11 protein-coding genes and 3 pseudogenes are annotated in these 19578 nt (G+C 65.1%); 3 read left to right on the top strand and 11 right to left on the bottom strand.

The window, feature by feature from the left end:
* Positions 1 to 47: 47 nt before the first annotated feature.
* The 5 genes and pseudogenes from G9C85_RS14460 to G9C85_RS18975 all read right to left on the bottom strand — a co-directional run.
* Positions 48 to 2108, bottom strand: coding sequence for a hypothetical protein (locus G9C85_RS14460; protein ID WP_166041241.1), 2061 nt, complete (start codon positions 2106 to 2108; stop codon positions 48 to 50).
* Entirely contained in the window at positions 2105 to 4018 is a 1914-nt protein-coding gene (locus tag G9C85_RS14455; RefSeq protein ID WP_166041239.1) for an ATP-binding protein, read from the bottom strand. The genes G9C85_RS14460 and G9C85_RS14455 overlap by 4 nt, the downstream gene beginning before the upstream one ends.
* Before the next feature lie 190 nt (positions 4019 to 4208).
* A complete protein-coding gene (locus G9C85_RS14450) occupies positions 4209 to 8723 on the bottom strand; it encodes a PKD domain-containing protein (RefSeq protein ID WP_166041237.1) in 4515 nt (1504 codons plus the stop codon).
* A 328-nt stretch (positions 8724 to 9051) separates the two neighbouring features.
* Positions 9052 to 9129 (bottom strand): annotated as a pseudogene (locus G9C85_RS14445) (IS6 family transposase); the annotation flags it as partial.
* Positions 9130 to 9197: 68 nt separating this feature from the next.
* A pseudogene (locus G9C85_RS18975) lies at positions 9198 to 9338 on the bottom strand (RNA-guided endonuclease TnpB family protein); the annotation flags it as partial.
* Between the two features lie 483 nt (positions 9339 to 9821).
* Between G9C85_RS18975 and G9C85_RS14435 the strand changes: the two are divergent.
* A pseudogene (locus G9C85_RS14435) lies at positions 9822 to 10546 on the top strand (IS6 family transposase).
* 354 nt (positions 10547 to 10900) lie between these two features.
* Here G9C85_RS14435 and G9C85_RS14430 read toward each other — a convergent pair.
* Positions 10901 to 12151, bottom strand: coding sequence for an MFS transporter (locus G9C85_RS14430; protein ID WP_166041235.1), 1251 nt, complete (start codon positions 12149 to 12151; stop codon positions 10901 to 10903).
* A gap of 93 nt (positions 12152 to 12244) precedes the next feature.
* A complete protein-coding gene (gene tcuA / locus G9C85_RS14425; RefSeq protein ID WP_166041233.1) occupies positions 12245 to 13639 on the bottom strand; it encodes an FAD-dependent tricarballylate dehydrogenase TcuA in 1395 nt (464 codons plus the stop codon).
* Positions 13640 to 13802: 163 nt separating this feature from the next.
* Here tcuA and G9C85_RS14420 point away from each other — a divergent pair, with 163 nt between their 5' ends.
* Complete coding sequence (locus tag G9C85_RS14420) at positions 13803 to 14588, top strand: enoyl-CoA hydratase/isomerase family protein (RefSeq protein ID WP_166041231.1); 786 nt, start codon at positions 13803 to 13805, stop codon at positions 14586 to 14588.
* Between the two features lie 55 nt (positions 14589 to 14643).
* Here G9C85_RS14420 and G9C85_RS14415 read toward each other — a convergent pair whose 3' ends face one another.
* The 3 genes from G9C85_RS14415 to G9C85_RS14405 form a co-directional block, all read right to left on the bottom strand.
* On the bottom strand, positions 14644 to 15705 hold the full coding sequence (locus G9C85_RS14415; protein ID WP_166041229.1) for a branched-chain amino acid ABC transporter permease: 1062 nt from the start codon (positions 15703 to 15705) through the stop codon (positions 14644 to 14646).
* Positions 15702 to 16565: a branched-chain amino acid ABC transporter permease gene (locus G9C85_RS14410; protein WP_166041227.1), complete on the bottom strand. Its 864-nt coding sequence runs from the start codon at positions 16563 to 16565 to the stop codon at positions 15702 to 15704. The genes G9C85_RS14415 and G9C85_RS14410 overlap by 4 nt, the downstream gene beginning before the upstream one ends.
* A gap of 181 nt (positions 16566 to 16746) precedes the next feature.
* Positions 16747 to 17352 (bottom strand): flavin reductase family protein, encoded by a 606-nt coding sequence (locus G9C85_RS14405; RefSeq protein ID WP_166041225.1) that lies wholly within the window; start codon positions 17350 to 17352, stop codon positions 16747 to 16749.
* A gap of 146 nt (positions 17353 to 17498) precedes the next feature.
* Between G9C85_RS14405 and G9C85_RS14400 the strand changes: the two genes are divergently transcribed.
* Positions 17499 to 19124, top strand: a complete 1626-nt coding sequence (locus tag G9C85_RS14400) for a class I adenylate-forming enzyme family protein (protein ID WP_166041223.1) — start codon at positions 17499 to 17501, stop codon at positions 19122 to 19124.
* Positions 19125 to 19172: 48 nt separating this feature from the next.
* Here the strand turns inward: G9C85_RS14400 and G9C85_RS14395 are convergent, their stop codons facing one another.
* Entirely contained in the window at positions 19173 to 19568 is a 396-nt protein-coding gene (locus tag G9C85_RS14395; protein ID WP_205254374.1) for an OB-fold domain-containing protein, read from the bottom strand.
* Positions 19569 to 19578 lie beyond the last annotated feature (10 nt).

Genomic DNA, 19578 nt, shown 5'->3' with positions numbered 1-19578 from the left:
ACCGACCCGCGAGGCGGTCGCCTGGCGCGACCGCGGCGTCGACCGGACTAGACGAGCGGGTTGAAGAAGTCCAAGTGGTCGTTCCAGTGGACGACGTCGTCGTAGACGAGGACCACGTTCTCCGTGTGGACGAGTTCCTCCAGTTCGGGCCCGGAGACGGAGAGCTCGAACGGCGCGCCGCAGAGCTGCGAGCGAACGTCGAGGGGTTCCGGTCGCCACACGAACCCCGCCTCGGGGACGTAAGGATAGACGGTCACCGCGAACTCGTTCGTGCCGCGGCCCTCGACCGACGCCACGGGACTGTACAGGGTCATCGAGCGCGCGAGCAGCTGGAACCCGTCGCCGATCGCGACGAGCGGGCGCGATCCGTCCGTCATCGTGTTCGCGTACCGGACCGCTTGCTCGGCCGTGAACCCGCGAGTGAGCGTCCCCGTCAGGGTCTCCCGGAGCGGCTCGCTGGGTGGCTGGTTCGCGGTGGACGCGAACGCGCCGACGCTGCCGCGCTCGAGGTACGTGCGGGCGGTCGCCGTTCCGGCCGGGCTATCCAGGAAGAGCAGTCGGGCGTTCGACGCGGAGACCGACGACGGGTCGAGGACGCCGTCCTCGCACGCGAGACCGTCGGTCGCGTCGCCCACGAAGTGCAGGAAGTCCGCGCCGTCCTCGAACAGCGCCGCCAGTTCACGTCGCGTCGTCGACGCGTGCATCTCGACGGTCACCGAGTCCGGCGTATGCGTGCGGTACCTGTCCGCTGTCGAAGCCGCGGTACTGGCACGCGAGGAATCGTTGCAGACGACGAGCACGCGTCCAGCGCCGTCGGAGCGGTCTACGTACCGCGAGCCGTTCGCGAACCCCGAGAGCGTCCCGACGAACGGTTGGTCGTCCGGGCGGGGCTCCGATGACACCCACGCGAGCGCGCTCCCGTGTGGCGTGCCCCGACGGAGCCGGTCCGGTATCGTCGCTGAGAACTCCTCGAGCAACGCCGAGTCCTCGCCGTCGCGGGGGTACGCTGACGGATCGAACACCGGACTGAGGTACCGAAGGAGGTACGGGAGCGTCTTCGCGTGCTCGAACGTCGGTTCGACGAAGCTCGCGACGTGCCACTCGGGAAGCGCGTCGCTGATCGCGTCGAAGTCCGTCGCGAGCACCGACTTGAGCCGCTCGAGGTCCGAGCCGGTGTCGTACGACGAGACGTCGAGGTCGATGTCGTCCACGAAGTCTAGTTCGCGCGGACTCGCGTTCACCGTCTCGCTATGGCGGACGAGGCTCTCCACGAGGAACATGCGACGCAGTAACGCGGCCACCTCGAACTGTAATCGCGGCGGCGACGCGAACTCGCGTACGAAGCCGCCGTCCGTCGACTCGAGACGCGGCGGTCCCGCGTCGATCTCGACGACCGCGCCGAGGTAGTACGCGAGCGGCGCGACCTGCATGATCGCGTCCAGTCGGTCGGGGACGACCACCCGGAGGCCGGTGTCCGGGACGTGCTCCTGGACCGCGTCCGGAACGTCGACTGCATCCCCGTACTCGACGGTCGGTGGATGCTGTCGGTTCGGGTCGCCAGTCCGTCCCGACTTCGTGGTCTGGAGCGCTGCGGAGAACTGCGAGACCGCCGTCGCAAGCCCCTCTGTCGTCCGCGGAACCGTCACGGTATTCCTGGGGTACCGGAGCCAGCTCGCGAACCCGATCGACACCGCTTCCGGTTGGTCGAACGAGATCTTGATGCGGTCGGTATCGGTCCACGTGACCGTCGCCGGCCCCTGGAACCGGAGCGAGACAGACACCGGCGTGTCGACGTTCAGGTGGTACTGGCCGGCGTCGAGTTCGAGCGACGCGTCGTCCTCCAGCGACCGCGACTCGCCGAGGTCGCCGTCGTCGTGGACAATCGAGAGCGTCGGGAACTTCGCCTGCACGGACGCGTTCGAGACCCGGCCGGCCACGACCGCGTCCATCTCCTGCGGGAAGTCGTGACGCGGCTGGATCTCGTCCCACCCACTGGTCTCCACCGACCCCTGGTTGTCCATGCTGTCGGTCGCGCGAATCGTCCGGTCGTCCACCTCGACCGACACCGCCGAACGCTCTGGCGACCGATCCTCGTGAGCGTCCGTCACGGCTCGCCCTCCGCGACTGGCGCACACTCGGTGTGGAACTCGAAGCGCGCACCACCCGACTCGCTCTCGGTCACCTCGACCCCCCAGCCGTGGCCGTCGGCGACCTCGGTCACGATCGCGAGCCCGAACCCCGTGCCACCCTCGCCCTTCGCGGTCGTCATCCCCATCTCGAGGACGGCGTCGCGCTCGGCTTCGGGGATGCCCGGGCCGTCATCGGCGACGAAGAACCCGCCGGGAAACCCCCCGACCGTCACATTGACGTCCGGTCCGGCGTGCAGGGCCGCGTTCCGGAACAGGTTCTCGAACAGCTGCCGGATGCGGTCCGGGTCCCCCTCGACGGCCGGGAGCGACGCCGTCTCGACCGTCGCGTTCGCCGTGTCCACCGTCTCCCAGGCGCTCGCAACCACGCCCTCGAGGTCGACGGTTTCCACGTCCCCGATCGCCTCGCCCTGTCGCGCGAGCGTCAGGAGGTCGTCGATCATGTCGAACATGCGCTCGTGCTCCGCCTGAACGACCTCGAGATGCGAGAGGTCGCTCGTCTCCTGGGTCAGATCCACGTATCCCTGTGCGGCCGACAGCGGATTCCGGAGGTCGTGACTCACCATCGACGCGAACGCGTCCAACCGCTCGTTCTGCCGTTCGAGCTGGCGTTCACGCTCGACGAGCTCCGAGATGTCCGTGTAGATGAGGTAGCCCGTCGACAGCCCGCTCTCGCTCGATATCGGGACGTTACGCAGGAGGAACGGCGACGAACCGTTCGTCGTGACGCGCTCCACTTCGCGCTCGGTGAACTCGCCGTCGCGCAACGTCTCGAAGGTGTCCAGGGCCTCGTCCACGCCGTCCGACGGCACGAGGAGGTCGAGCGTCGTCTCGCCCACGCTCTCCTCCGGTTCGTACCCGAACAGGCGAACGAACGCCGAGTTCACGCGCTCGATACGGGGCGCCCCGTCGTCGAGGACGTACTCGACGGCGGCGTCCGGGATGTTCTGGAAGAGCGCGGCCGCACGATCGCGCTCCTGAGTCAACGACCGCTCGAAGCGAACGCGCGTCATCGCGTGCTCCGCCACGTCAGCGAACCGCGCAACGGTCTCCCGGTCGGCCGCGTCGTACGCGTCCACGTTCGTCGACGCCACCTGAAGGACGCCGATGTCGCCGACTGGCACCGACAGCACGGACCGATACGGGAGGTCCGCGCGCGCCCGATCGTGCGTCTGGACGTCCCGGACATAGACGATGCGTTCCGCCCGATAGGACTCTCCCGCGACCCCCTCGTCGGTTCGAAGGCGCGCCCGGCCGGGGCTCGGTTTGGCGGCGGTGGCGGCGAGCGGCACGAACTCGCCGTCGCGCGCTTCGACGACGCCGCACGCGTCGCACGCGACGGTATCGACGATCGCCGCAACGATCCGCTGACAGATCCGCTGCTCGCGACCGACGTCCTCGAGTTCGGCCTCGAGGGCTTCCACTCGGTCCGCGACCGGCCGTTCCCCGACCACGTCGACCGTCTCAGTCGCACCGCTCGCGCCCGCCGCCCGGATCGTCCGGTCGATGCGATGCTCGAGGATGCGCTCGAACCCGTCGTCCCCGACGCGACCCCGGACGATCTCGTCAGCGCCAGCATCGAGAACGCTGGCGATCGCTTCGTCCGCAGCATCCGTGACACCCACAGTCGCTTCGTCGGCGACGACGAGGACCGCGACGATCGGGAGGGACGCGGGCTCGCGTCGAACGGCTATCGTCCGCTCGGCGAGCGATTCGCCGTCGGTCGCCGCGATCACGACGCACTCCACACCCTCCAGCACCGACTCGTCGCCTCGCGTCGTCGGCTCCTCGGCCGTTCCCGCGACGCGAAACCCCGCATCCGTCACTGCCCGCGCGGCGTCGGCGACGACCGACTCGTCGCCCCCCACCACCACCACCGGACCTCCTGATGCCTCCATCTTCGCCTATAGGCACCAGTTACCCTTTGACAAGTAAGTGGGTTCCGGCCAATTACGCCGGAGGACGACGACGGCGAGATACGGACGCGTCGGGTGCCACCGGCATGGTGACGCGACGACCGGACGAGAGTGGTCGATGGCTTGCTCGACGGTTCTAGGTCGGCTATCGCCGGCGACCGACAGCGAGGAGCCCCAACAGGGCGAGGAGCGCAGCCACGATACCGAAGCCCGGTTCCTCGGCGGACGGCACCGTGAGCGAATCGTCGCCGTCGCTCGATCCCGTCGTCGAATCCACCTCGCTCGTCGACCCCGGATCACCGGTCGTCGACGACTGCGTCGATTCCGAATCGGACTCGGACCCTCCCGTCTCGTCCTCGCCAGTCGTCGACCCCCGACTCGACGCCTCGTCCGTCGCCGGATCCTCGTCCGCTGCTGGGTCCTCGTCCGTCGCCGGGCCCTCGTCGGCCGTCGTGGTCGTCGTGTCGCGCTCCTCGACCGTGACGACCACCGTATCGTCGTCCGTGTTCCCGTCCCCGTCGGTCACCGTCACCGTCACCTCGTAGGTACCGGGACGCTCGAACGCGTACTCGACTCGCGCTCCCGACCGGTCGGACGCGTCGTCGCCTTCGACCGTCCACTCGTAGGACTCGACGTCCCCTTCCGGATCGCTCGAACCGGACGCGTCGAACGTGACGGTCGCACCGGCCTCGACCGTTCGATCCCCGCCGGCGTCGGCCGACAGCGACACATCCTCGTCGCCGTCATCCACGGTCCCGCTGACCGGGATCTCGGTGGTTTCGTCGACGCTCTCCCACTCGACCGTGACGTTCGCGGTGAACGACCCGGTTTCGAGCTCGGTCGGGTCGGCGGTGACCGAGACCTCGATCGTCTCGCCGGGGTCGGCGTGCCCACTCGCGACCGAAGCCGAAAGGCCGTCGTGGTCGATGGACGCGTCCGTGACGTCGACGGCCACCTCACCGGAGTTGGTCATCTCCGTCGACCGCGTCACGGACTCCTCGCCCGAGACGGTCCCGAGCGACACCGCCGAGAAGCCCTGAGTCGAGACGTTCGGTTCCCGGACCAGCAGGGCCGCTTGCGCGGACTCGAACCCGTCCTTGGAGATGGTGACGTCGTACGATCCGGACTGGTAGAACGTCACCGTCGCCGTTCCTTCGCTGTCGGTCTCGACGACTTTGTCGCCGATCGCGACCTTCGCGTTGATCACCGGTCGTCCACGAGACGAGACGTCGATCGTCGCCTCCTCGCCCGGCGCGACCCACGACGACGGCTGGACCGTCAGCGGCTCGGCAGTATCCAGCTGGGTCTTCACCGGGTCGTCGCGCACGTTGACCGACCTGTCGACGAACCTGTCCGAGCGATTCAGGAACCGCCCCATCGCGTCCGCCTTCAGCTCGACGAGCATCTGGATCCCCTCCGCGCTATCGCGGAACTTCTCGGGAGAGTTCCCGTGCGCCGACGCGATCAGGTCGAAGCCGACGCTCGACCGCTCACCGCGCTCCTGGAGGGTCGCCATGTGCCGCCACAGGTTCGTCTGCGAGCTGTAGAAGCGGATCTGGAGGTAGTAGTACAGCCGCATCTCGTCTGGCGTGATCGTCCCGGCGCGACGCTTCTCCTCCAGGTTCTCCAGCATCTGGAGGTTCGCCTTGCTGGTCTTCCCCCAGTGGTAGAGCAGGAGCGACTGCTTCTCCGTCGTCTTCAGTCCCGCGCTCACGTCGTTCAACGGCAGCATCGCGGTCTCGATCGCGATCCCCTGGATCGTTTCTCCGGCGTCCGTCGAGTCGCTCGCCTGCCTGACGGCGTCGGTGACCGTATCGACGTCGTCGCTCGTCTTCTTCAGACGGTAGGCCTCCTGGACGAGTTCGGCCGTCTTCGTCAGTCGCTCTACCTCCGTCTTCTGGCCGTCGTACATCGCGTACGCACGCTGGGTCTCCCTGGAGTACTCGTTGAGCCACTGGTACGTCGCCCCGGACCGCTGCTGGTTCAGCGCCCGGGTCGCCTGCACGGAGAGGTCGACGAACTCACCGATGCTGTCCTTGTATCCCCCGAAGTGCGAGTTGACGTACGCCTTGAACCCCGTGATGCCGGCCTGGTTGGCGTGGGACAGCCAGTAGTACGTCCGGAAGTCCTCGGACTGGTTCGTGACCTCCCACCACCCGCCGGTCGCGTCGTCCACGGAGTTGTTCACGAACACCCTGTACTGGAGGACCTTCTTGGCGGTCTCCGCGCCGACGAGCGACCCCGAGTCGTCGTACACCGCGACGGTCCCGTCCGACCGCTCTTCGATCGTATACTTCGACCCCTGGTACTCGAGCGAGGTCGTCGGCGTATCCGACACGTCGAAGACGCCGGTCGTCCACCCCGAGGACTCGATCTGGTCGGCACCGTCCTCCGGGTACCCGTACCAGACGGCCGTGACGACGTCGTACGTCCCGCTCTGCGCGCCGTCGTCGACGCGCCACTCGACGGTGACGGACCGCGTTTCACCGGGCTCGAGCGTGACGAACGTCCCGGTCTGGCCCTCGTTCGAGTACGTCTCGCCGCTCTCGGCGTGCCTGACGGAGTACCCGACGAAGAACTCCCACTGATTCTCGCCGGTGTTCGTCACGTCGACCGTCGCCTCGACGGTGTCACCCGTCTCGTAGGTCCCCGACGAGACGTCGACGGCGTCGTCGATCGTGGCGTCCACGCCCGTCGGCGTCACCAGCGGTTCGACGACCCGCTCGGTGTCCGCCTCGACGGTGACGGTCGTCGTCTTCGACCGGTACCCGTCGCCGTCGACCGTGACGTCGTAGGTCCCCGCCGGGACGGAGATGATCTTCGCGGAGACGTTCGTCCCGTCCGTACTGATCTGTCGATCGATCTCCGTGTCGCCGGTCTCGGTGTTCGTCGCCGTCACCTGGAACGACGCCGGTTCGCCGTCGCCCGTGTTCGGTGCGAGGTGCAGGTCGCCGTTCCGTGGTTCCGAGAGCGTCACCGACCCCTCGTCGACGACCTCCTTCGATCCGTCGTCGTCAGTGTCGACCAGTAGTTCGTGCGAGAACGACCGCGTCTGCGTGTACGTCCCGTACCAGCGCTGCTCGAACGTCACGGTCTCGGTCGCACCGGGAGCGACCGTGACGGTCTCCCTCTCCGACCGCGTTTCCGTCCCCGAGGGGACCTTCGGGCGGACCGTGAACGTCCGCTCCGTGCTGCCGTCGTTGCGCACCGCGACGGTCACGTCGTACCACTCGTCGAGCGCGTACTCCTGGTCGCTACTCGGGGACCGGTAGCCCGTGATCGTTCCGTCGACCGTCCCCTCGACGCTCGTCGTCAAGTCCAGCGAGCGGTCGCCCGAGAGCGAGTCCACGCGCTCGCTCGCCACCTGCTCGCCGTCGTAGTACACGGTGACGTCGTAGTACCCCTCGTCCGTGGGATGGAGGTAGAGGTTCGGTGCTTCGGTGGTGCCGTCACCGGTGGTGGTGCTGCTGCGCCACTCCACGCCCTCGTGGGACTCGACGACGACCCGGGCGTCCGACAGCGGCGTCGAGCCGTCGGCGTAGTAGACCGTCGGTTCGACGGACGCCGGGTCGTCGACGGTGATCGTCGCACTCTCGTCGCTGTCGTGGACGGCGATCCAGTCGGTCGAGCCCGCGTACTGGTCGTTGACGTACGCGGTGACCTTGTACTCGTGCCCGCCCGGCAAGTCGTTGATTTTCTGTGCGACGGCGACGGACGGATAGTTCTCGAACGTCCGGAAGGCCTCACCGCCCACGGAGTCCTGCCAGACGATCAGGCCGTTCACTTCGCTAGCTCGGTCGCCGTTCTCGTGGCGGACGTCGACCGTCAGGTCGCCCGCGAGTTCCTCGAACTCGGCCGTGACGCTCGTATCGGCGTCGACGGTGAGCGTGACGCGCTCGTCGTCCGCGCCCGCGGGGACGTCACCGGACCAACCCGCGAACTCGTGACCCGCGTCCGGGTCAGCGGTGAGCGTCACCGTCGACCCCGCCTCGACCGGACCGTCGGGGACGCCGTCGACGCTCCCCGACCCGTCGGTGGACGCGGAGACGTCGTACTCCGGAACGGTCGCGTCCGTCGTGATGGTCGGACTCGCGTCGCTATCGAGGTCGTCGAAGCGCTCGCTCGCCACCTGCTCACCGCCGTAGAGCACCTCGACGGTATAGTATCCCGGGGCGGTCCCCTCCGACGGATACAGGTACAGCGGCGAGGGATCGGTCGTGCCGTCGCCGGTCGTCGTCGCCGACCGCCAGACGACCTTCCCGGACCCATCGGGGTCGTCCTGATGGGACTTCACCCGCACGGTCGCGCCCTCGAGCGGCGTCGACCCGTCCTGGTACGTCACCGTCGGCGAGAGCTCGACCGGGTTCTCGACGGTGATCGTCTTCGAGACCGAACTCGGATCACTGAACCACGAGTCGTCCGAGGACAACGTGAACGGACCGACCGAGCCCGCCAGCTGGTCGTGGATGTACGCGTTGATCGTGTAGTCGTGTCCCGTCGGGAGGTTCGAGAACATATGCTCGAGGTCGACGGACGGATAGTTCTCGACGGTCTCGTAGTGCTGGCCGTCCTGGTATATCACCAGCGCGTTCACCTCCCCCGCCTGATTCCCGTTCTCGTGAACGACGTCGATCGTTATCTCGCCACTGTCGGCCGCCATCGCGGAAAGCGGCGTCGTCGCCAACGCGACGACCAGAAATACGACAGTCAGAACCGGTACGACCGACCGCAACGAAGTGGATGGTGCTCGTGTCATTTCCATTTGGCCCCGCATTCCGAGGACGCCCCAACGTGTCGTCCCCCTGAAGACACGCGTCCTGTTGAAAGGCCTATCATTTATCTGCTGTGGCCTTCGGACGTCCGAGTCGGCAGGACCGTTCACAAAGAGGATCCTTGAATCGTGCGAACTGACGGCACTATCTAGTTAGTACATCCACAACTGGCAGGCCTTCAGTCAGCGCCTGGTGCAGTCGCTGGTGATTGTATTAGTGCGTGAACAGCACCAGCCATTCGCGGAGGCTCGCCCGACTACCAACCTCCGGATTGTAGAAGCGGTCGACCCGCATACAGGGTTTTTTCTATCTTTCTCGTGCGAAGGCGCGAGGACTCCCGACCACCGTTGGGATATTGTGGTTTACGACGTGACCCGTTGTCGAGGTGTGAACGCACCCGTTTCCTTGTCAAAAAGGAACGTCGATAGCTGTGCCAACCAGCAGGTACTCCTATTGCCGCCATCCGTAGCGAGACTCGGAGATGCTTTCTGCCGGATGTTCTCGGGACAGACGTTTTTAAGGGTCCAGATCATGCGTCTTAGATACTCATCACGGCTTCGATGGTTTTGACGGCAGCCTTGAACGCGAGTTCGCGGAACTGACCGAACCAGGTTCGTGCTCGCAACGTATCGCCGAGGCCTTGGTCCAGTAAGTGGATAACTGAATCGACGCCCGATCTGCGGTGGTACGTCTCCTCGTCGAGTCTCGCGCGGTCCATATAGAGACGAGAACTTGCGGTGCTTAAATATCGGTTTCACGGCCGCTTCGCGCAGTCTCGCCGTAACTCGTCCCAGTCGTATCCCTTGTCGGCGGTGAGCGTTTCGACCCGGCCAAGATTCCGGTTCAGCAGCTGTTGTTCGATCTGCGTGCAGCCCGGTCGTTTCAACGAACAATGTATATCTAGTATTATACTTGTGTTGCAGTCTGGCACTGTGTAGTTAGCGCAGATTGAGGAACGAGCAAGTCGTCGAGTGACTTGTCCATAGATACTCTCAGACCTAATCAGCGAGACGTATGGCGGAGAGTTAGAGGGATATTGGGAGCGCGACGGACAGCGACGGTGACGAGATGCTTCGCGTCTCGATCCACACCAGAATGCAGAGCGCTCTGGGGACGCCCGTCAGGGCGTTCGGCGTCCGCCACCAGCAGACAGGTTGTTCACTCGGAGAAACAGCTACGGTTCTCACGGAATTGGGCGTTGGACGTCCTCACAGAGTGGTCTGAAACTGGTTCGTCGGTTCGCTGATAGCGGCTTCGACCCGCCGACGGCTCGGTTGCCGTGGGTCGCCCTCGACGAAACCGACGGTAATGGCGGGCAGTCTTGGCAGTACGCTGCAATCGACGTCGAGATGAAGTTGATCCTCGACGTCGCGTTGTGTGGTCGCCTCGGCACCGGTCCAGCGACTGGATTCCTTCACGGTTTGACGGAGAAACCCGACTGTTCAGAGTCTGTGTTTGTCGTCGTCCAGTACGTCAATCGGACTGCCCTCGCTCGCTTGGGTGTGAGCGGTCGGGTGAACGACGTGGAGCAAGACCCATCGAGATGTGGTTTCATAGAATCGAGATGCGGGTCGACCGCTTGTACAACTCGTGGGTGAGCAGTCGATGGATCGACCGCGAATGACTTGTCCATTTCATGAACTACCATAGCCATCGGCGACCGCACCAAGCACTCGATGGGTACACGCCAGCTCCGGAGGTACTTAACTAGATAGTGCCGGTACAGCCTCCGTTCCATTGGCTGGATTCACGACGCCATCAGAATGTGCTTTTAATTTATAGGACACGGTAATACTAAGATTCTAGAGGTGTTTAGGAGGGCAGTATCTCTCCGTCGGGGACTGACTGGACTCCAAACTCCGGTGGGGCTCAACTGCCACAAAAGCGCCACGCTTCGAGTCGGCACATGGCGATCCTTCGACCGCTCCCTTCGAGATATCGGTAGTCAGGTCGTAACGATCGTTCCGTCGTCCCAGTCCTCGCTACGGTCGCCACTCGCAGTTCGAGGACGTGTCTCCGTCAGTGGGCCGTCCGTACTTTCGAGGCCGCGTCGCACGCCGCCGGATCAATCCACGTACGACGATGCGGAGTAGAAGACGACGAGACAGAGGATGCTACTCGTGCTCACCAGCAGGGCTGAGGCAACGCCGGCGAGCTGGAGTGATGGGCCGATACCAATCCGGGGGGAGGTAACGGTGATGACCCACCCGAAGTAGAGCGGAGTGACCGTCGCGGCGAACCGTCCGATCGACTCGCTGACGCCGACAAGACCGCCGCGGAGGGACTTCGTTGTGATGCCAGTAATCAGACTCCGGTAGAGCGAGAGCGTGACCCCGAATCCGACGCCGGTGACGACGATACCGACCGCGGCGACGAAGATGGTCGGCGCAAGGAGGAACGTGGCGAAGCCGACCCCGAGGCAGACGTTCGCGCCGACGAGCGGGAGGAATCGACTGTCGAAGGTGTCGGCGATCCGTCCCGCTTGACTGGCGGCGAGGGCGTACGAGACGCTGGCGATGGTGACGAGAATCCCCGCCTGGGTCGGCGTGCCGTCGAAGAGACGGACGACGATGATGGAATTGTACGTGAGGAATCCGATCCAGATGACGACCGGGAGGCCACGGGCGACGACTAACGCAAGGACGTATGGCTGTCGGAGTACTGACCTGAGGGTGTCCGGCTCGGAGCCGTCCGCCGCCACTTCGTCCCGTGGAGCCGATTCGTCGCCGCCCTCTGGTTCGTCGAACCACGCGTAGCAGACGACAGCGATCGGGAACGCCAGCGCATAGAATAGGAATGGATAGTACCAGGCAATCGTGACGAGCGCGCCGGAGAGCAACGGGACAGCTGCCTGGGTCAGGCCCGACCCCGTGAACCGGAGGCCTTGTGCGGTCGCCTCGAGCGAGCCCTCGTAGATGTCGCCGATGGAGGTAATGATGATGGGCGTCAAACCGGCGTACGCGATTCCCTGGACGAATCGAAGCCCGAGGACAATCTGGAAGTCCGTCGTGAAGACGATGAGCGTCCCGGCGAGCCCGTACCCGAGGATTGCGGTGACGAGGATCGGCTTCCGACCGTATCGGTCCGCGAGCACGCCGACGAGGGGGATCATCACGATCGGTGGTGCGGTGAAGAACGAGATGACGAGCCCGATCGTCGCTGGCGTCGCCCCGAACGGTTCGATGAGCGAGTCGAGGATGGGCGAGATGAGTGCCGTGCCGAGGGGGCCGATGACGTTCGCCAGCAGCAACGCCTGGAAGTTGCGTCTCCGGAGGACGTTGGCGTCGTCGCCGAATAACCAGCTGAGTACAGCCACGGCGTTACGAGTGCTGCGGTCGGGCGACAGACTCGGGCCTCACGCTCGGAAGTGTGGGAACGTACGGCGCAGCGAATACCGTCTGGTCGTCCATCACTCGCTCGATTCGTGGGCGTGTTCGGCCGCTAGTTTCCCGAAAACGGCGGCGTTCGTCAGCCCAGTGCCGCCCGGATAGTTGTTGTAGAACAGTCCGCCGGTGCTGTTCCCAGCGCCGTAGAGCCCCGAGATGACGTGCCCGCGGCTGTCCTTCACTTCGCCGCTGCTGGTGATCTCGACGCCGCCGAACCCGAACGTGATGCCGCCCGTCACTGCGTACGCGTAGAATGGCGGTTCGTCGACGGGGAGCGCCCAGTTGCTCTTCGGCGGGTCGAGCTGGGCGTCGTTGCCGTCCAGGACCTCCGGGTCGAACTCGCCGGGGTCGCAGGCGTCGTTGAACGCCGACACCGTCTGCTCCGCGGTACTCTCGTCGATGTCGAGTTCGGCGAGGAGGTCGGGGACGGTATCAGCGATTACTGGGTCGGATGGGCCCGTGGCCCGCACGAGGTCGTGGACCTTGGAATCGACTACGATGTACGCGACGTGCTCGGGTTCCTCGAAGATCAGGCGACCGAACTTCGCGTACGTGTGGGCGCGAGCGTCCTCGCCCTCGTCGACGAACCGTTCGCCGTTCTTGTTGAGTATGAGCCCGTACTGGTAGCCGTCGACGCGGTTCGCACCGCCGCCGAACGCGGGCGAGGCAGCGTCGATGATCGCCATGTGCGCGCCACTCCACTGGCCGACGGCGTTCGCGCCCGCGTCGACCGCCATATCGATACCCTCACCGGTGTTGAACGGACTACCTCGGACCTTCATCTCCTCGAAGCCGGCGCCGATGTACTTCGCGCGCTTCTCCTCGCTGGACTCGTACCCACCGGTGGCGAGGACCGCGGCCTCGCACTCGAACCGGACGAATCGGTCGTCCACGACCGCGGTCACGGCCTCGACCGAGTGGTCGTCGGCGAGATCCAGGTCGCGAGCTTCGGCCTCGTAGTGTATCTCCCCCCCGAGGTCTTCGATCGTCGTCACGAGATGTTCGATGAGTTCGGGGCTGTCGAACCACGTGCGCCCGGCGACGTACCCGACGGCGAGCGGTTCCATGTCCCACTCGACGCCGTGGGACGTCAACCACTCGATGGTCGGCCCGGCATTCTCGACGACGGTCCTGGCCAACTCGGGGTCTGCCGACCCGTCGGTACGCGCCATGATGTCGTCGTAGAAGTCCTGCTCAGTGTAGTCGGGGACGGCGAACTCGTACCCCCACTCGGAGAGGTCCGTACTCGCGGACGGTGCACGGAACGATTCGCTGTAGCGCGTCTGACCGCCGCGCTCGGCCTTCGGTGCTTTCTCGAGGATCGTGACGTCCATCCCGAGCTCGGCGCCCCGGAGTCCGGCCGAGAGGCCGGCGATACCGCAGCCTATGACGACGAGGTCTGAGCGACGTGTCTCCATCTATACACGGCTACTCAGCACCGACGTTCTTAAATCTATGTCTCTACGAAATCGATAGCGGTGACTCCGACGCTGCCTCGACGTGCGTAGGTCCTCGCTGGCAGGTCCGCGGGCGGCGTGCAGTGGGCGACATGTTCTTGACGCGGGTCCACGATTTGGAGGTATGGGTACCATCGACGGGTCTGCAGACCCGCATCTCGAAGTGGAGGTTCGGACGTACGGCGACGGGACCGCTCTCGACGTGTCGCTCGCCCGCCCCGAGAAACTGAACTCGCTCCCGGCGTCGTCGGCAGGGGCCCTCGTCGCGGTCCTCGAGGCCGTCTCGGAGGGCGAGTACGACGCCGTCGTCGTCCGCGGGGCCGGCGACCAGTTCTGTGCGGGCGCCGACATCGAGGAGCTCAGGGACGAGATCGTCTCGGGGAACCCGGTCGACCAGACGCGCGTCCACGACGTCGTGGACGCGATCAGGTCGTGCCCGGTACCGGTCGTCACCGAAGTGACTGGGATCGCGTTTGGCCTCGGGTTCCTGGTCTGCATGGCCGCCGACGTCGTCGTCGCAGGCGAGGACGCGACGTTCGGGATGAAGGAGGTCACGCTCGGAATTCCGATCGCGGGCTGGGCGTCCGTACTGCTCCCCGAGATCGTCGGCGACCGTCGCGCACGCGACTGGCTGCTGACCGGTCGTTCCGTCGATTGCGAGACGGCAGTCGAAGCCGGATTCGTCACCGTCGCCGCACCGAAATCGGAGCTGGCGGAGCGAACCGGCGACTACGTCGACCGACTCGCAGCGAGCAGTTCCAGAGCTGTTGGCGTCCTCAAGGACAGGCTGTCGTTCCCCGTCGACGACGCCGAGAGGGAACGCATCCGCGTTGACGAGACCGAGGCCCTGGCGTCGGCGTACGAGACCGGGGGCGTCCTCGAACGGATCGACGCCGTGCTCGACGACTGAACCGAACGATCGAAAAAGGCGAGCCGTCTCGAGCGGAAGTGCTCGAGGCGACAGTTCAGACCGAACGACTGTTCGGGAGGATACCCATGGTCTTCAGGCGATTGATGATGCCATCGGGGATGAAGAGGATGACAGCCATCAGGCAGAGCCCGTACAGGACGAGGAAGATGTCCGGGTAGTTCAGCCAGAGCACCTCCTCGAGGGGCACCAGGATGATGATGCCCAGCACCGGCCCCCACACGGTCCCGCGGCCGCCGAGGATGGCGGCGAGGATGACGGTGAGGATGATCTGGTGATTGAACGGAGTCTCCGGGTACATGAACCCGAGCGTGAGCACGTACATCCCGCCGATGATGCCCATGACGATCGAGATGAGGACGAACGCCGTGAGCTTGTACCGGAGCGGGTTCACGCCCAACGAGACGAGCGCCTCTTCGTCCTCGCGTATCGCCATCATCCGCAGTCCGAACTTCGAGGTCGCAAGCTCGTACGTGAGCGCGATCGTGAAGAGTGCGAGGAGGCCGAACCCGAGGAAGGTGATCTCGCTGGACACGGGCGAGACGGTGATTCCGCTCGCACCGCCGAGGTGTCCCGTCACTCCGTCCTCGACGAAGATCGCTTCGCGCGTCCCTTCGACGATGAGGAGCGTCCCGATGGCGAAGTAGATACCCGAGATACGGAGGAGGATGTAGCCGATGACGGCCGAGATCCCCAGCGAGATGAGTGCCGCCGCGAGCAGGCCGACGGGCCAGGACACGGCGAACGCGTTCATCACGCCAGCAGTAGCGTACGCTCCTACCCCGAAGAATATCGTCACGCCGAACAGGACGTAGCCGCTGTACCCCGAGAGGAAGTTCCAGAGGCACGCCAGCCCGACGTACATGAACAGGATGTACAGGAACTCGTGGAGGTACGCGCCGACGACGAACATCGACGTGACGATGGCGAGCGCGAGCACGCCGAGGACGGGATAGAAGTACTTTCTGTATTCCTTCGACCCAGTGACGAGGAACTGCCGCCAGAGCGACTCCTCGGTGATCTTCGACCAGTCGGCGTCAGCCGACCCGGTGTCGGTACGGCTACCTGCCGTGCTGCTGTCCACGTGTTCTTTACTCATGCTCTCACCTGGTCACCGAACAGTCCGTTCGGCGTGACCAAGAGGACGGCGACCGCGCCGAACAGCAACACCATGAACGCGGTCGTCGAGCCGACGTAGTACGTGATGACCATCTGTAACGTCGCGATGATGACTGCGCTGACGGCTGCGCCGCGGAGGCTTCCGAGGCCACCGAGCGCGACGATGATGAACGAGAACACGAGGAGTTTCTGTCCACCTATCGGCGAGATCTGGTACGGGAGCAGGTACAATACGCCCCCGATGCCCGCCAGAACGCTCGCGATACCGAACGTGATCGACCGCACGTAGGGGACGTTGATCCCGGACGCCTCCGCGAGGTCGGGGACCTGCGCCGTCGCCCGGATGGCCCGACCCGTCTCTGAGCGCTGAAGGAACACGTACAGCGAGGCTGCGCCGATGTACCCGCCGACGCCCGCGACCACGTTCGCGAATCCGACGTTGATGGGAATCGAAGTGTCGAACGCGTTGATGAACTTCGGCGAGTTCCCGAAGTGGAGGGTCAACAGGGCTTCGATGACCACGGCGAACCCGAACGTGAACAGGAGACTGTTCATGTGGAGGTCGAACTTCAGGCGCTCCAGGAGCTGGGCCTGAAGGAGGTAACCGAGGGCGAACATCACCGGGACGACGACGACGATGCTCACGAGTGGGTTCATGGCGAACTCCTGGGTGAAGGCGAAGGCCATGAAGCCACCGATCATGATCATCCCACCATGCGCCATGTTGACAATGTCCATCACCCCGAAGATCAGCGTCAGGCCCAGCGAGATGAGCGTGTACACGCCACCGAGCGTCAGGCTGAGAACGACCAACGTCAGGAGCGTGTCAACGAACGCCATGGGTGGTGTCAAATTGGCTGTGCTTGGGTATGTGCTGTACACGGAAGACCCGACCCTCTCGACAAGTGGTCGGTCTCTCTTGTGAGGTGAGGTTCGTCATGCGCAACTCGTTAACCGTTTGTATGGCATGACAACACACCCCTTATAACTACCGGTGAGGCGGGTTTCGCGGAACGCCCGTTTACTGTCGCTTCCCGGCGTCACCACGTTCGTAGGGCAGAAAGTTGACGCCGGTGTAGTACGGGCCGCCCATGCGGCCGACGGAGTCGATCTCTCTCGAATCGATCTTTCCATTCACGCAGACGTCGTCGTCGACGGAGATGTAGTCGACGATGCCGAGGACGAGCGTCGACCCGGGTACGGAGACGTCGTCGTGGAACGAGCACTCCAACACGGCCTGGGCGTCCGCGACTCGCGACACGTCGACGGTCTCCGCGGGCTCCTTCTCGATGCCGGCGAACTCGAACTCGTCGACGTTCGGCTCGACCGTCTCACCGGTCAGGTCCATAGCTTCCAGCTGGTCTTCGGTCACCATGTTCACGACGAACTCGCCGGTCTCGAGGACGTTCGCGGGCGTGTCCTTCAGTTCACCACCGTCGCGGTCGACGGGAGAGAACATCACCATCGGCGGATGCGTCGAGATGGCGTTGAAGTAACTGAAGGGCGCAAGGTTCTCCTCGCCGTCGGCGCTCTTCGAGCTTATCCAGCCGATTGGTCGCGGGGCGACGATCGTGGTCAGAGTTCGATGTATCGAACTCTCGTCGGCCACCGACAGATCGATATCCATAGGTACTCATCGCAGGTGCGCATTATAGTCCTGTCGTCGCACCCGGTGCGAGTACCGCGAGTGGTAGCCGCCGTGGAACGTCCATGGCGGGTACGCGACGGGTCGGCGGGGAAAACGATTATACTCGTCCGTGTGAGATTCCCCCTATGGCTAATTGGCCGGACAGTACGCTCTACGAGGGCTTCTCTGACGTGGCAGACGAGTACGCCGACGATATCGCGCTCCGCTTCGACTCGGAGACGACGACGTACAGCGAGTTGCGAGCCGACAGCGTCGCACTCGCGAGGGGGCTCAGCGACCTGGGTGTCAGCGAGGGCGAGACGATCGCGGTCTGGCTGGCGAACCGCCCGTCGTGGATCACCGCCCAGCTCGCGGCGTCGTTCCTCGGGGCGAGTATCGTCGCAGTGAACACGCGGTATCGAACGCACGAGCTAGAGTACATGCTCGACGATTCGGATGCGACGACGATCATCCTTGAGGACGAGTTCCTTGGGAAGGACTACCTCGGGATGCTGGCGGAGGTCGTCCCGGAGATCGACGGTTCCGCTCCGTCCGAGATCGAGTCGCCCGACCTCCCCGCGCTCGAACACGTCGTGTCGGTGTCGGGCGGGTCGGAGTACGAGGCAGTCAGGTCACTGGACGACGTCGTCGAACGTGGCCGGGACGCGTCGTCCCCGTCGGAGCCCGCGTCGACGCCGGAGGCGTCCGCCTGCGTGTTCTACACGAGCGGGACGACGGGGGAACCGAAGGGCTGCCTCCAGCCTAACGTCGGGCTCCTCAATCACTGCCATCAGGCCGGCGTGCACCTCGGGGTCACGAACGACGACGTGGCGCTGGGCGCACTCCCGTTCTGTGGCGTCTTCGGGTACGGTACGCTCTTCGCAGCGCTATTGCACGGCGCGACCGTCGTCCCGCAGACGCACTTCGACGCGGGCACCGCCATCGGCCTCATCGAGGACCACGACGTCACGTACCTCTCGGCGATCGAACTCATCGCGTCGCGCATCGTCGACCACGACGACTTCGAACCACAACGCGTCTCCAGCCTGGAACGCGGTGCGATAACGTTCCACACGCCGGACCCGGAGGTCATCGGTGACCTCGAGGAGGCGCTCGGGTTCCCGATCGTCCAGCCGTACGGGCTCTCGGAGGCGAACAGCCAAGTGTTCGTTGGCGACCCGAGCGATTCGTTCGAGCAGCGCGTGAAGGTCGGTGGCCCGATGATCCACCCCGAGGAGGAGGTCGAGATCGTCGACCTCTCGACCGGCGAACCCGTGCCCGACGGCGAACCGGGCGAGATCTGTCTGCGCGGACTCAACGTGATGTCGGGCTACCTCGGGAAGCCGGAGGCGACCGAGGAGGCACTCGACGCGGACGGCTGGCTCCACACGGGCGACATCGGTGTCATCGACCCCGAGACGGGCTACGTGTACTTCCGGTCGCGGATCGACGATGCACTCAAGATCCGGGGGTTCCTCGTCGATCCGTCCGAGATCGACCGCGTACTCATGCGAAACGCTGGCGTCGAGGAGGCCGCGGTCGTCGGCGCCGAGCACGACCAGCACGGCACCCTTCCGGTCGCGTTCGTGGTCCGTTCGGACGAGTCGGTCACCGAGGACGCGTTGCTCGAGTACTGCGCGGATAGCATCGCGGACTACAAGGTCCCGCACATTGTCGAGTTCATGGACGAACTCCCCCGGACGACCGGACCGCACACGCCGAAGGTCGAGAAACACAAGCTCCGCGACCGCGCCAAGGACTTGCTCGGCTGAACGGGCACGGTCCCGATGACTCCTTGTCCGAGTGCATCCGTCCGATTGCTATCCGTCCGATTCGCCGTCAGTCACGGGAACGAACACTGGAATCGCGACGTCCGGTTCCTCGGTATCGACGAACGTCACCTCGACCCTGGTGCCGACGGCCACGTCGTCAGGGTCGGCGTGAACGTTCGTCATCATCCTGACGCCCTCGTCGAGTTCGACGTACGCGACGACGAGCGGGAGGTCGTCCTCCGGCCAGCCGCTGATCGTCCGCGTCACCGAGTACGAGTAGACCTCGCCCTCGCCCGTCGCCGACCGACCCGTTACGTCGTCGCTGAAGCAGTCGGGGCAGAGCGCTCGCGGATAGTAGTAGACGAGCCCGCAGTTCTGGCACTCGCTGAGGCTGAGGTCGCCGTCGGCGGCGGACGCCCAGAACTCGCGGGTTTCGGGGGTCACGTCGGGTACG

The sequence above is a fragment of the Halorubellus sp. JP-L1 genome, assembly GCF_011440375.1.
GTDB lineage: Archaea > Halobacteriota > Halobacteria > Halobacteriales > Natrialbaceae > Halorubellus.
Note: the sequence above shows the minus strand (reverse complement) of the source record. Positions and strands in the feature narration are given on the sequence as shown.

Bases quoted from the DNA above. Each gene is read 5' to 3' on its own strand.
- G9C85_RS14420 (WP_166041231.1), top strand. From the start codon at position 13,803: ATGGGTACCATCGACGGGTCTGCAGACCCGCATCTCGAAGTGGAGGTT.
- G9C85_RS14450 (WP_166041237.1), bottom strand. From the start codon at position 8,723: ATGGCGGCCGACAGTGGCGAGATAACGATCGACGTCGTTCACGAGAAC.
- G9C85_RS14405 (WP_166041225.1), bottom strand. From the start codon at position 17,352: ATGGATATCGATCTGTCGGTGGCCGACGAGAGTTCGATACATCGAACT.
- G9C85_RS14400 (WP_166041223.1), top strand. From the start codon at position 17,499: ATGGCTAATTGGCCGGACAGTACGCTCTACGAGGGCTTCTCTGACGTG.
- G9C85_RS14410 (WP_166041227.1), bottom strand. From the start codon at position 16,565: ATGGCGTTCGTTGACACGCTCCTGACGTTGGTCGTTCTCAGCCTGACG.
- G9C85_RS14415 (WP_166041229.1), bottom strand. From the start codon at position 15,705: ATGAGTAAAGAACACGTGGACAGCAGCACGGCAGGTAGCCGTACCGAC.
- tcuA (WP_166041233.1), bottom strand. From the start codon at position 13,639: ATGGAGACACGTCGCTCAGACCTCGTCGTCATAGGCTGCGGTATCGCC.